This is a genomic window from Psychrobacillus psychrodurans (assembly GCF_050209195.1).
Lineage (GTDB): Bacteria > Bacillota > Bacilli > Bacillales_A > Planococcaceae > Psychrobacillus > Psychrobacillus psychrodurans.
The window spans coordinates 1908024-1922020 of record NZ_CP189791.1 but is presented as its reverse complement, the minus strand read 5'-3'; the positions used below and the strand labels follow the sequence as shown (position 1 = coordinate 1922020).

General features: G+C 36.3%; 12 protein-coding genes and 1 tRNA gene. 6 read left to right on the top strand and 7 right to left on the bottom strand.

The window, feature by feature from the left end; all coding sequences use genetic code 11:
• Positions 1 to 17: 17 nt before the first annotated feature.
• From ACQCPR_RS09090 to ACQCPR_RS09080, 3 genes are all read left to right on the top strand, one after another.
• Positions 18 to 1445 (top strand): SulP family inorganic anion transporter, encoded by a 1428-nt coding sequence (locus tag ACQCPR_RS09090; protein WP_427138829.1) that lies wholly within the window; start codon positions 18 to 20, stop codon positions 1443 to 1445.
• A gap of 12 nt (positions 1446 to 1457) precedes the next feature.
• Positions 1458 to 1877 carry a universal stress protein gene (locus ACQCPR_RS09085; protein ID WP_427138828.1) on the top strand — a complete coding sequence of 140 codons (420 nt, stop codon included), beginning with the start codon at positions 1458 to 1460 and terminating at the stop codon, positions 1875 to 1877.
• An 84-nt stretch (positions 1878 to 1961) separates the two neighbouring features.
• A tRNA-Asn gene (locus tag ACQCPR_RS09080) sits at positions 1962 to 2033 on the top strand.
• 90 nt (positions 2034 to 2123) lie between these two features.
• On the opposite strand, the gene ACQCPR_RS09075 is transcribed toward ACQCPR_RS09080, so the two are convergent.
• Positions 2124 to 2984 (bottom strand): manganese catalase family protein, encoded by an 861-nt coding sequence (locus ACQCPR_RS09075; RefSeq protein WP_090561288.1) that lies wholly within the window; start codon positions 2982 to 2984, stop codon positions 2124 to 2126.
• 486 nt (positions 2985 to 3470) lie between these two features.
• Between ACQCPR_RS09075 and ACQCPR_RS09070 the strand changes: the two genes are divergently transcribed.
• The 3 genes from ACQCPR_RS09070 (at position 3471) to ACQCPR_RS09060 (ending at position 6758) form a co-directional block, all read left to right on the top strand.
• Positions 3471 to 5141 carry a ribonuclease J gene (locus ACQCPR_RS09070; protein ID WP_427138827.1) on the top strand — a complete coding sequence of 557 codons (1671 nt, stop codon included), beginning with the start codon at positions 3471 to 3473 and terminating at the stop codon, positions 5139 to 5141.
• Between the two features lie 19 nt (positions 5142 to 5160).
• On the top strand, positions 5161 to 5412 hold the full coding sequence (locus ACQCPR_RS09065) for a (4Fe-4S)-binding protein (RefSeq protein WP_090561292.1): 252 nt from the start codon (positions 5161 to 5163) through the stop codon (positions 5410 to 5412).
• Positions 5413 to 5939: 527 nt separating this feature from the next.
• On the top strand, positions 5940 to 6758 hold the full coding sequence (locus ACQCPR_RS09060; protein ID WP_427138826.1) for a GNAT family N-acetyltransferase: 819 nt from the start codon (positions 5940 to 5942) through the stop codon (positions 6756 to 6758).
• A gap of 44 nt (positions 6759 to 6802) precedes the next feature.
• Here the strand turns inward: ACQCPR_RS09060 and ACQCPR_RS09055 are convergent, their stop codons facing one another.
• From ACQCPR_RS09055 to ACQCPR_RS09030, 6 genes are all read right to left on the bottom strand, one after another.
• Entirely contained in the window at positions 6803 to 7345 is a 543-nt protein-coding gene (locus ACQCPR_RS09055) for a GNAT family N-acetyltransferase (RefSeq protein ID WP_090561296.1), read from the bottom strand.
• Positions 7346 to 7442: 97 nt separating this feature from the next.
• Positions 7443 to 8465 (bottom strand): LacI family DNA-binding transcriptional regulator, encoded by a 1023-nt coding sequence (locus ACQCPR_RS09050; protein ID WP_090561298.1) that lies wholly within the window; start codon positions 8463 to 8465, stop codon positions 7443 to 7445.
• Positions 8466 to 8508: 43 nt separating this feature from the next.
• Entirely contained in the window at positions 8509 to 10173 is a 1665-nt protein-coding gene (locus ACQCPR_RS09045) for a glycoside hydrolase family 13 protein (protein ID WP_427138825.1), read from the bottom strand.
• 85 nt (positions 10174 to 10258) lie between these two features.
• Entirely contained in the window at positions 10259 to 11788 is a 1530-nt protein-coding gene (locus tag ACQCPR_RS09040) for an alpha-amylase family glycosyl hydrolase (RefSeq protein ID WP_427138824.1), read from the bottom strand.
• A gap of 34 nt (positions 11789 to 11822) precedes the next feature.
• Positions 11823 to 12665: a sugar ABC transporter permease gene (locus ACQCPR_RS09035; protein ID WP_340929617.1), complete on the bottom strand. Its 843-nt coding sequence runs from the start codon at positions 12663 to 12665 to the stop codon at positions 11823 to 11825.
• A complete protein-coding gene (locus ACQCPR_RS09030) occupies positions 12665 to 13945 on the bottom strand; it encodes a carbohydrate ABC transporter permease (RefSeq protein WP_090561307.1) in 1281 nt (426 codons plus the stop codon). Before ACQCPR_RS09030 ends, ACQCPR_RS09035 begins: the two co-directional genes overlap by 1 nt.
• Positions 13946 to 13997: the final 52 nt, after the last annotated feature.

Below are 13997 nucleotides of genomic sequence, written 5' to 3'. Positions count from 1 at the left end.
TCTGAAGGAGAAAGTTTATGCAAACATTACAACAACAATGGTTTGGAAATATTAGGGGCGATATTTTATCAGGAATTGTAGTCGCTTTAGCACTCATTCCAGAAGCCATTGCATTCTCTATTATTGCGGGTGTTGACCCTATGGTTGGACTCTATGCTTCATTTTGTATTGCTGTTATTATTGCCTTTGTTGGTGGTAGACCCGCTATGATTTCTGCAGCTACTGGAGCAATGGCGCTTGTTATGGTCAATTTGGTAGCCGATCATGGCTTGAACTATTTACTAGCTGCAACTATATTAACTGGTGTTATACAAATACTCTTGGGCGTATTTAAAATTGCAAAGCTTATGCGCTTTATACCTAATTCGGTCATGATTGGCTTTGTAAATGCGTTGGCTATTTTAATTTTTATGGCACAGGTCCCGCATATTTTAGGAGAAGGAATTATTACGTATATTTTTGTCGCTGTTACTTTATTAATCGTGTATACAGTCCCCCGCTTTTTTAAAGCAATACCGGCTCCACTAATTGCCATTATCATTTTAACAGCAATTACTTTTATTTTTGGAGTTGAATTAAAAACAATTGGGGATTTAGGGATCATTACACAAAGTTTACCAAGTTTTTTCATACCAGATGTACCTTTTAATTTGGAGACGTTTCAAATAATATTACCTTACTCTCTAGCTCTTGCAGGCGTAGGTCTTTTAGAATCGTTACTAACCTCTCAAATTGTTGATGATATGACTGATACTAAATCGGATAAAAACCGTGAAGCACGAGGACAAGGTATTGCTAATTTTATCACTGGTTTTTTTGGTGGTATGGCTGGTTGTGCGATGATTGGACAATCCATGATTAATGTTAAATCTGGTGGGCGTGGACGCCTATCTACTTTAGTAGCTGGCGTATTCCTAATATTTTTGATTATTGTACTTGGTGACTTAGTAATAGATATTCCAATGCCTGTTTTAGTTGGAATCATGGTCATGGTTTCCATTGGAACATTTGATTGGGGTTCGTTTAAGTATGCCATAACAGCACCACGTGCAGATGCTATTGTAATGATTGTGACCGTTGCAATCGTTGTATACACAGATAATTTAGCAATTGGTGTCGTTGTTGGAGTTATCTTAAGTGCGCTGTTCTTTGTTGCTTCCATTTCAAAGGTTAAAATAACTGAACAGGATGGAACATATATTATTGAAGGTCCTCTCTTCTTCGCTTCAACGCAGCATTTTGTTCAAACAATCGAACAAGCAACTGCTAATCATATTACAATTGATTTATCAAGTAGCCATTTATGGGATGAATCTTCTGTTGGCGCAATCGTAAAAGTAGTTACTAAATTAGAAGAACAAGGGAAAAAAACTACTGTAAAAGGCTTAAATCCTGCAAGTGAAATACTTTATCAAAAATTAATAGGTATATCTACATCACATTAAGGAGGAAGTTCCATGTATAAACACATTCTATTAGCAGCTGATGGCTCAGAAAACTCTGTTCGAGCTGCAAATGAAGCGATAAAATTAGCAAAAAGCTCAATAGATTCTATTTTAGAATTAGTAATGGTTGTGGATATTGAGAAATCTAAACAAGATGTTCTTCATTCCAGGTCCTCTGAATCCTTATTAATTGAACGCCGACGTAAAATTGCGAATGTTGAACAATTACTTATCGACGAGCATTTAAATTATAAGATAACAATATTAAAAGGTGCACCCGGACCAGAAATTATTCGCTATGCAAATGAACAGAAAGTAGACATACTTGTAATTGGAAGCCGAGGCCTGAATGGATTACAAGAAATGGTCCTAGGAAGTGTTAGTCACAAAGTGATGAAACGTGTGCATTGTCCTGCATTAATAGTTAAATAAATCTCCTATTTAATGATTTTTGTATATATCATGTATACATTAATGATAAATAGCTCATAATAAATTTTGTAAGATAACTTCTATTCCAGAGTAGCTCAGTGGTAGAGCAATCGGCTGTTAACCGGTTGGTCGTAGGTTCGAGTCCTACCTCCGGAGTAAAAAATAAAAAGAATGGTTAATCGTAAAAACATTACGATTGGCCATTCTTTTTTTAAACGGTATTTTTAAACCTTCAGTATTTTCTTTTTAACATAAGTTTGGAGGAATTGTATCTGTATTAGCATTTAAAACTGCTGGAGGTGTGTTGAAAATATTTGGAGGTGCTGGATTTAGTTTTGGCACGTCTCCAAAAGGCACTGGATATTCTACATAATTAAATACCCCTTCCCCGTCTGGAGCCATCCCATGAGCCCAAGGACCTGCTGCGCTCGCATTACCTTGAGAATAATTGAATAACGTATAAGCAACTTCTCTTTTTTCGAGACTTTTTGGGAATGTACTAGGTACTACAACGTTTTCTTTTGATTCTAACTCTCTTATCGCAGCGATCCACTGGTTCTGATGCATCGTATCACGAGCGATTAACCAAGAAAGCATATCTTTAACGCCACGATCGTTCGTCATTTCGTATAGACGACAAACCTGTAGCCTTCCCTGCGATTCAGCATTTAAATTAGCTCGGAAATCGGCAAGTAAGTTTCCACTTGCAATAATGTAGTCTGCTGTCCATCTATTTCCTACACTATCTGCTGGCATAGCACCAAGTCCAGACACTATAGCATGTTGGGGATTCATGCCCCCGAGTATTGCTCCGATAATCGGATTCTTAGCAGCGGTCTCTAAATCACCTACAGGTGCGCCATCTAACAATCTAGCAATCATAGTTGCAAGCATTTCAATATGTGCTAATTCTTCTGTACCCGTATCCATTAACAGATCTCTATATTTGCCATCACCTCTTACACTCCACCCTTGAAACAAATACTGCATAGCAACAGAAATTTCTCCAAACTGACCACCTAATACTTCCTGTAGCTGCGTAGCAAAAATTGGATCTGGTCTCTCCGGTTTTGCATGATACTGTAACTCTTTCACATGATAAAACAATATATCTTCCCCCATTATGTTTTTCATCATTCCATCTATTTTATGAATACTTTATTTACATGTTACTAATATAAGTGAGTCAATTTCATAATTACTTGTTTTATTTAAAATTACGAATGTTTATTACTTAATACCGCAATGTATTATTCGTTTTTCAAAAAAGCAATCCCGTTGTTTAAATGGCAGGCGGCGACTCCAGCGGGAACAGCGCGAGCTGAAAGCCCCGTCGCAAAGACATTGGCCAAACTTTGTTTGACCAATGTCTTTGCGACGAGTAACCGCAGGAGCATATGTTTTCATAGTGACGAAGAGATTGAAGCCGTGCCCGCGGAAAGCTTCCGCCTAGAGCGGAAATCAGCGTTGTTCGGATTTAACTATATAATATTCTTCTTTATGAAATTGATTCAAGTGTAAATTAAAAAACTCCTTATAAAACTAGAATATGAGGCAATACTTAGTATAGCTAGTTTGAATGGGAGGATAACGATGAATACTGAAAACAAAAAAGTATCGATTTTCGCATTAGGTGGAATAAATGAAATTGGGAAAAACATGTATGTCATTCAATCAGATGACGATATCGTTGTAATAGACTGTGGTTCTAAATTTCCTGATGAAACTTTACTAGGAATAGATCTAATCATTCAGGACATTTCCTACTTATTAGAGAACGCGGATAAAGTGAGGGCTTTAATCGTTACACATGGGCATGAGGATCATATTGGAGGTATCCCTTATTTCCTTAAACAACTTAATATCCCGATATATGCAACAAACCTAACATTAGGTTTAATTGAGATTAAATTGAAAGAACATGGTTTATTAAGAAATACACAACTTTTCTTAATAGACTCGGAATCCAAGTTAAGACTTGGAACAATAAAAACGTCCTTCTTCCGTGTAAGCCATAGTATCCCAGATTGTTTAGGAGTGGCTTTTCATACCTCTCAAGGAACAATTGTTCATACAGGAGATTTTAAGTTTGACATGACACCTGTAGATGAACAAAATCCCGATATTCACAAAATGGCCGAACTCGGTCAAAATGGCGTATTATTGCTCCTTTCAGAGAGTACTAATGCAGAAAGACCAGGCTCTACTCCCTCTGAGCGTAAAATTGCAGACCATGTAGAAGAAGCGTTTAGAAAAGCACCAAGAAAGATTTTCATCTCTACGTTTGCTTCCAATGTCCACCGGGTACAAACAATAGTAAATGCGGCTATCAAGACTAATCGGAAACTGGCTCTATTAGGTAGAAGCATGGTAAATGTAGTGTCCGTAGCTATGGAACGAGGATATTTAAGTATACCCGAAGGAATGCTGGTTGATCAAAATGAAATCAATACAATGAATCCAGAAAATATTGTGATATTATGCACAGGAAGTCAAGGAGAACCTATGGCGGCTTTATCTCGGTTAGCAAGTTCAAGCTTTCGTCAAGTTGAGGTCCTTCCCGAGGACACCGTCATCTTTGCTGCTGGGCCAATCCCTGGTAATGAAAAGAGTATTACCAGAATTATAGACAACTTATATACGTTAGGTGCCCACGTTATCTATGGCTCAGGTAATGTCACAGGTATGCATGTATCTGGTCACGCTTGTCAAGAAGAGCTGAAACTTATGCTCACATTGATGAAACCAAAATACTTCATCCCAATCCACGGCGAATATCGTATGCTTCATCATCACCAGCTTTTAGCTGAGGCAGTAGGCGTAGAACGTGATAATATATTTATCATTCAAAACGGAGATGTAGTTGACATTGTTAATGAAGAGGCTATACAAACTAGAAGCATTGAAGCTGGAAATGTCTTTGTTGATGGTTTTGGTATTGGGGATGTTGGCGAAATCATTTTACGTGACCGAAAATTACTTTCTGAGGATGGGATGTTAGTTATTGTTACTACATTAAGTAAGGCAAATGGCAAAATAATTTCTGGTCCTGATACGATTTCACGCGGATTTGTATATGGGCCTGATTCAGAGGCACTAATTAATGAAGTAAATCAAAATGTTCGATCTACCGTTTCAAAAATCAGAGATACAAATAGAAATCAACGCGTTTTGAAACAAAACATTAAAAAGTCACTAGAAAAACTTTTATACAGTCGTACAAAGAGAAAACCTATGATACTTCCTATAATTATTGAAGTGTAAGTAAATTGGAGGTAAACAAGTGGCCGATTCAGAAGAAAACTTGGTAGAACAAGGTTATAAAAAGTATTATGGGGATGAAATAGACATATACTTCCATCCCACTAAATGCACCCATGCCGCAAACTGCATTAAATACCTCCCTTCCGTTTTTAATGTTAATCATAAACCATGGATTTATCCAAACGGTGGCCTAAGAGAAGATGGTAAACGTGTTGTTCATAATTGTCCCAGTGATGCCTTAAAATTTATAGATAAAAGAAACGTTCATTAGAGGAGTCTCTAGTGAACGTTTTTCATCTATTCATATTGGGGAAATGATACGAACACTGGTTTCATGCTATTTAATAATTGAGTAATCATGAGATTTCGTTTCATCTTTTTTGGTGGCAACCTCTGGATGAATAGCGCCAAACGTATCGTAAATTGTCCACAAATCTATGTGCTACTCTACTATAAAGTTCAAGCACTTTTTCTCCAAGTTTTTTATTTTCAGAAAAAACATATTACTTTAATGAGATTTGTTATAAAATGGATGAAGTGAATCTATTTAAGTGGATTGTGTTTAATAGAGCTGAAAGCCCCGTAGAAATATTTAAAATGTCCACAGGCTAAGTTACACCAAATTTTCTGATAGCGCTTTCGGGGACCAACTTCCTGTTAGGCAGGAAATTGAAGTAGCGCCAGCGGAAATTATCCCACTATTTATGCATTGCTACGCGAGCGTCAAAACATGAAATTGGGCTGAAACAACAATTAATTCGGATATCACTACTAAAATCTACTTATAAAGGAGTTTCTATGTTAAATACTAAACAATTGAACGATATTGAAGCACTACAAAAAGAATGTGAAACACATGACAATATTCAGCTTAAGCTAAATTGGGATATGCTAAAAACTCGTTTAGACGATAATAATGATTTCCTGTTATATGAAAAGGATGAGCTGATTGCGTTTCTGGGCCTATATCCCTTTGGAACGACGGTAGAGATTTGTGGCATGGTAAAACCACGGGAACGTAGAAAACACCATTTCTCTAAGCTATTTGAACAAGCTATATCTTTTGCTAGAATGCAAGGCTTTACAAAAATTTTGTTAAATGCTCCAGCTGGTTCTGAAGAAGCAAGAGCGTTTTTGAACGTCAATAAAGCCGTTTATAACTTTTCTGAGCATCAGATGAAATGGGAACAAACAGAATTAGAAGAAGTGCATGGATTTGATCTACGCTTAGCAGAACAAAGAGATCTACCGTTGCGAATCCGTTTAAATGTTGAATCCTTTGGACTTAATGAACAAAGTTCCTTAGAAATAGAAAATAGAGTCGATCTCGAAAAAGACAATAGCGTGTATATTATTGACATTCAAGAGAAATCGGTAGGTAAAATAAGAGTAAAGGTAGAGGATAACGAAGCCTGGATATATGGATTCAGTATTCTTCCCCACTTTCGTGGGAAAGGGATTGGACGTAAAGTACTCCAATATATAGTCAAAAAATATTCAACAAAAGGCAATACTCTCCATTTAGAAGTAGAAACAGAAAATGCACATGCTCTAAATTTATACAAATCAATGGGCTTTCAAATTGTCCATGCCCAGGATTACTATACGTATAAATAATAATAACCCTGATGTAACATTAGCTATGTTCCATCAGGGTTTATTTACTTTTTCCAATCACTTGCTAGCATTCCATAAACCACATGATCGACATAATGGTCATATAACCACTCTGCCTGCCTTACACAACCCTCTTCTTTGAAACCTAATCTTTCAGGGATAGCTCTGCTTTTTTTGTTTTCCACAGCTGCTCGGATTTCCACACGATTCAATTGTAAATCCTGTAATGCATAATCTACAAATGCTTCAACTGATTTAGTCATTAACCCTAGTCCAACATAATCGTTCCCTAACCAATAACCAATACTGGTCGATTTGTTATTCCAATCAATTTTATGGAAGCCTATAACACCAGCAAGGCTCCCATCATACCAAATTCCAGCTTGAAAACCATTATTATCACAAAACTGTTTCATAGTCGATTGTATGAAACTTTTCGTATCGTCCGAAGTCCTAGTAAAATCAATAAAAGGAAGCCACTCTCTTAATGTATCCTTAGACTGAACCGTTAATGCGAACAAATGTTCAGTGTCCCGTAAATTTAGCATTTTTAAATTCGTTTTGTCATCTAATTTGAATAAAAACATTTATTTTCTCCTAATTCTACAGTTTTAGTTTACATAATAATAATATTTTAAACTATACTGGGTTTTTGTACTTCTAATAATAGCTTATATTATTTTATCACGGAGCAACACCACATGACTGTCTTATAACAAGTCTATGAGGTATTATAATTCGTTTAACAGGTTCATTATCATTTTTTAATAGTTGTATTAAGCTACTTACGGCTTGGTAACCAAGTTCTTTAATATTAATATCAATCGAGGTAAGTGGTGGTCTAGACATTTCTGCGAACAATGCATTATTGAAACTAACGATAGATACCTTGTTGGGAATATCAATTTCCATTTCAGTGAGTGAATTCACAACACCAACTGCCATCAAATCATCCGTTACAAGCAAAGCTGTTGGTGGAATAGTTCTTCTGAGAAGTTCTTTGACCGCCTCTTGACCACCTTCACGTAGAAAGTCTTCATGGATAATATAGTCTTCATTAAGTTCTATATTAGATGCTTTTAAAGCTTCTTTGTAGCCCTGAAGACGATCTATTGTAACGGTTAAACTTGGGCTCCCTCCAATAAATCCAATCTTATTGTGACCAAGTCCGATTATATAATCAGTTGCTTCTTTAGCGGCCATATAATTGTCATTATCTACATGGGTAATTTTATCAACAAGATCAAATGGTTTTCCTATTACAACGAAAGGAAAGTTTCTTTTCGTTAAATATGAAATAATCTTATCGTCCACCATGGAGTACAGTAGGATAATACCATCCACTCTGCCTCCTTGAACCATCTGTACTACACCCTCGTAGGAATCGAATTCTGTTTTCCCACTAGTCATTTGTAGTGCATAGTGATTTTCATGTACACCCTCGCTTAACCCTTGTATAACCTCCGAAAAGAATGGATTTTGAAAAAACACGCCAGAAGAGTGAGGTAACACTAAACCTATCACTTTTGTTGATTGGCTCGCTAGACTCCGGGCGATAAAGTTAGGATGATATCCTAACTCATCCATTGCATCCCGTACTCGTTTCTTCGTGGTTTCACTTATACGGGGACTATTTGCAATCACCCGTGAAACAGTTGAAGGAGCAACATTAGCTTGCTTCGCCACATCTTTAATTGTAATTGCCATTAGAAAATCCTCACTCTCTTTCTTTTCCTATATCCATTATAAATCACTTAAACAAATATACTCTTACTTCGTACGGTTTTAGAGATATAGCTTCTGATAGCTGCTCCGGTGCATCTATATAATTATATAATATTAGTTCTGTATTGCGTTGTGGAAGATGTTTTAATGTAAGTTCCGAACTATTTTCCCTGAAATTGCACAAAACAATTGTAAACTGATCTTCCATAGCCCGTGTATATATATATACATCCGGATGGTCTTCTTGTAATACATCATATTCTCCATAAACAAACACCGGATTTTCTTTTCTAACCTGAATCATTTTTTTATAGAAATGATAAATAGAATCCTTATCCTCTAGCTGATTAGCAACATTAATCGTCTCATAATTTGGATTAACTTTCATCCAAGGTTCCCCTTCGGAAAATCCACTATTTAACGAACTATCCCATTGCATAGGAGTTCTTGAATTATCTCGCCCATTCCTCCAAATTACCTCCATCACTTCATGATGTGTGCGACCTTTCGAAATTTCTAACTCATAAAAATTCTTCATGCCAATATCATCATAATCATCAATGGATGGGAACTGAACATTTGTCATCCCGATTTCCTGTCCTTGATAGATGAATGGTGTTCCTTGCATTAGGAAGTAGCATGCTGCAAGCATTTTAGCACTTTCATTCCAATATTCTTTATCATTTCCCCAACTTGAAACACTACGTGTCTGATCGTGGTTCTCAAGAAATAGCGCGTTCCAACCTTTTTCATGTAAACCTTTTTGCCATTTAGTAAGTGTTTGCTTTAATGCAATTACATCTACAGAATTATTAAGAGCCTTGTTCCAAAGACCAAGATGTTCAAATTGAAAAATCATATCAAATTTTCCGTTCTCTTCTCCAACCCATTCATCAGCTTCATCAATACCAACACCATTTGCTTCTCCAACTGTCATAATATCGTATTTAGCAAAAGTCTCTACCTTTAACTCTTTTAAATACTCTTGTATACCAGGTTGATTCGTATGCATGTCAAATGAGGAAACATATTTTTCTTTATTGGGATTTGGCATATTCGGCAATTCATCACGTTTTTTAATATGACTAATCGCATCTACTCGGTAACCATCGATTCCTTTATCTAGCCACCAATTCACCATTTTAAAAAGTTCATTGCGAACGTCCGTATTTTCCCAATTTAAGTCAGGCTGCTTCGTTGCAAATAAATGTAGATAATATTGATCCGTCAGCTTATCATGCTCCCATGCGCTCCCAGAAAAAATACTTTCCCAGTTATTCGGTTCAAGCTCTCCATTGCCATCTCTCCATATATACCAATCCCTTTTAGGATTATCCTTAGAAGAACGTGATTCAATAAACCAAGGATGCTCATCGCTCGTATGATTAATAACTAAGTCAAGAATTAGTTTCATACCTCTTTTGTGAATTTCTGCTAAAAGCTCATCAAAATCATCAATAGTACCATACTGCTCTGAAATGCCCTGATAATCACTTATATCATAACCATTATCTGCATTGGGTGACTTATAAAACGGGCTGACCCAAATAACATCGACACCCAAATCCTTTAAATAATCTAATTTAGTAATAATACCTCGTAAATCACCGATTCCGTCACCATTGCTATCCTTGAAGCTTCTTGGATACACTTGATAACTGACAGCTTCTTTCCACCATTTTTCTTTCATGATTGAAGTACCCCTCTCGTGCTGCTCTTTCTTCTATCTGTTTCGATTACCATTTTAAATTGAGCATATTAATAGATCACTATTTCTACTTGTTTCGTTTTGATCGAACTAAACGGTTGAAAAGAACCAATAATAATAGAATAATAATCCCTATTAAAACACCTAAAGATAACCGGTTATCTTTGTCACGATCAACTAATTCATATATTTCAGACTGTCCACTGTCTAAATGTATTGCATATCCATTCTTACCAGACTTAACTACCCCACCACCTATTAATCCTTGTAAATCCATTCCCGACTCTATCTCATCTTCTAGTACTACGCTTTGAGATTCTGAGGTATTATTAATTGCTACAATAAGCGTCTCATCAGCGTGGCTTCTCTTATAAATAGCTAAACCTGTATCGTCTACTAAAAGCTCCATATCTCCTCTTGTTAATGGTAGCTTCTCCTGTCTGACTGCTGCGAGTTTCTTTATATACTCAGTAAAATTATCATCTGCATTGAAATCCATCATTCGACGATTATCTGGATCGTTTCCTCCATCCAGTGCGGTTTCTGTTCCATAGTAGATAATTGGAATACCAGGAGCAGTATACATATAAGTTAAACCAAGCTTTAATTGCGCTATTGGATCCTGATTGTTTAGTATTGCTAAATTAGTGAACCGCTGCATATCATGATTGTCGATAAATTGCCCAAGCAATTCTGGACGCTTAAACAATTTATTATTTCGTTCATTATTTGAAAACAACCAACCCAGTGATTCATTTGATTTTTCAAATGCAGTTCTAAGACTTCCATTTTGGGAGAAATCCATGAAGCCATCGATACCGGTGTCCTGATAGCTAACGATGACATTTGGGTTATCATGCCAAACCTCTCCTATTAGAAAGAAGGATTCTTTCACTGATTTTACTCCTGCTGAGAAGTCGGTCCAAAATTCCTTTGGTACATGTTTGACCGTATCTAATCTATAGCCATCGATATTTGTTTCTTGAATCCACCATTTTGCAGCATCGACTAAATACTTACTAACCTCTGGATTTTCTTGATCTAAGTCGGGTAGGTCATATAGCCAGCCTGTTTCAACTTCTATTGGATCATTCCAATTAGAAATGGACTTATTTTCGTGAAACCAGTCTCTTTTAACAGGATCATTTAGCCATTCATGGTTGGGACCAACATGGTTAACGACAAAATCCAAAATAACTTTTATATCCCGTTTATGAGCTTCTTTTACTAACGTTTTGAATTCTTCCATCGAACCAAAATATTCATTGGTCTGATAAAAATCCTTTATCCAGTAGCCGTGATATCCTTTGTCCATATTCTCAAAAATTGGTGTTAACCAAATAGCTGTAAAACCCATTTCTTTAATATAATCAAGCTTTTCAATGATTCCTTTAAAGTCTCCGCCATGATATGCAAGTGGGTCGTTAAGGTTAGCATCGAGATCATTACTCGTATCACCATTATTAAATCGATCCACCATAATCATGTAAATGATCTCATCTTGCATTTTTCGTTCCTCACTAGCGAGAGCAGTCTGAGTACTTAAGGAGGAAATAACAAGCATTACTAGAATGAATACCGTAGCCCTTTTTCTCATGGTCACACCTACCCACTTCTTTCCGTTTAGGTAATTAACCTTTTGTACCACCAGCTGTGAGTCCAGAGATAAAATACTTTTGAAATGATAGGAAGAGTATTGTAATTGGAATTGCTATCAAAACTGAACCCGCTGCGAACGTAGTAAATTCATTTCCAAACTGCTTGGAAACTAATTCGTATAGACCGACGCCCATTGTGAATTTTTCTTCACTTCGAAGCATAATACGCGCAAGGATGAAGTCTCCAAAAGGAGCGATAAATGAAAAAAGTGCTACCACTGCTATGATTGGCTTTGATAAAGGCATAATAATTTGCCAAAAAATTCGTAAATGACCTGCCCCATCCATACGTGCAGATTCATCCAATTCTTTTGGAATTGTATCTAGGTACCCTTTCATTAACCAAGTATTCATCGGAATTTGGCCGCCAACATAAATAAGTATTAGTCCAGCATGTGTATCTAACAGATCCGTTCGTTGCGCAAGTACAAAAATTGCAATAAGCGCTGCGAAATTGGGTATCATTTGAAGGACTAAAAAGGTTAAAAGTCCATTTTTTCTACCGATAAAACGGTACCGAGAGAAAGCATACCCGGTAACTGCCACACTTAGTACTGCAAATACCATCGTTATTAAACTAATTTTCATGGAATTTAAGTACCATAAAACATAATTGGAGGTCTCTGTATCAAATAAGCTCTTATAGTGCTTGAATGTAGGGTTTTCAGGAAACATTGTTGAGCCTGAAAGACTTTGACCTGGGTTAAAGGAAGATCCTAATACCCATAGTAGTGGGTAAATAACGATTATTGCTGCAATCAGAAGAATAAGATAGGAAACTGACAGTCTGATTATTTTTTCAGTCTTATTAGTCATTACATCATATCCTCCTCTTTGAATGAATTAGTACGTTTAAATTGCCATAACGCTACAACTATTACAATCAGAGATAAAAGCATCGTAATTGCAGCAGCCTTCCCATATTGTCCAGAAGTCATCGTCAATTGATAAATCCAAGAGATTAGGATATCTGTTCCACCAGCATTTTGCCCTGGTATTGCAGGTCCTCCACCATTAAACAGGAAGATGACATTGAAATTATTGAAGTTAAATGTATATTGCGTAATAAGAATTGGGGCAGTTGCATACAGCACCATTGGTAAAGTGATACCTCGGAATTTCTGGAAAATAGATGCTCCGTCTACGTTTGCCGCCTCGTATAATTCTTCTGGAATAGATTGAAGTACTCCAGTTGTCATGGCAAATATAAATGGAAAACCGAGCCATGATTGTATTAAAATCAATGCTAATCTAGTCCACATTTCTTCTGTCATCCAAGGGATAGCATCGATACCCAACATACTAAGTATTTGTGTATTAATGACTCCAAAAGATTCATTGAACATACCCGAAAAGATTAAAATCGATACAAATGCTGGTACTGCCCAAGGTAAGATTAATATAGTACGAAAAAATGCTTTACCTTTTAAATCTTTTTGATTGATGACAACCGCTAAAAATACACCAATCGCAACTTGTAAGGTCGTTGCTCCAAAGGTCCAAACAATTGTCCAACCTAATACACCGAAGAATGTGGATCTCCAAAGATCTAATTTAAATATATCAATATAGTTTTGAATCCCTACCCAATCTACTAGTTTTGCAGGTGGAGAATGATATAAGTCATAGTTTGTAAATGAGAGAAGGATTACAAAGATAATTGGGAAAATAACTACGAAGATTAATAGTAAAAATCCAGGGGAAATCATTAGATATGGAAAACCATTATCCAGAAGATTATGATATTGCTCCCTCACACTGTTTAATAGGAACCCTTCATCCCGTTTTTTTCCATTGTTATATGCATCGTAAATATTGAATGCATAAATTCCAAGACCGATGATTGCTACCAATAATGCGATAATTCCATCGATTAATAAGAATATGGAATGATCAAGAATTGGAATTTCTCCAAGTGTGATCAAACCCCAGAATCCCCAATTTAGCGTTTGTGAGAAACTACTGAAGAATGCTACTGTTAATACTAAGAAAATGATCCCTTTTACAAACTGTTTATTATAAAATTGCCCAAAGCCTGGAATGATAGATAAAAACCCTGCATTTTTTCTATGTTTGGTTGTGACATTACTATCCATCGTAAATGTCGCCTCCTTCTTTCCTATCAAAGGAAAATACTCTCTTATTTTC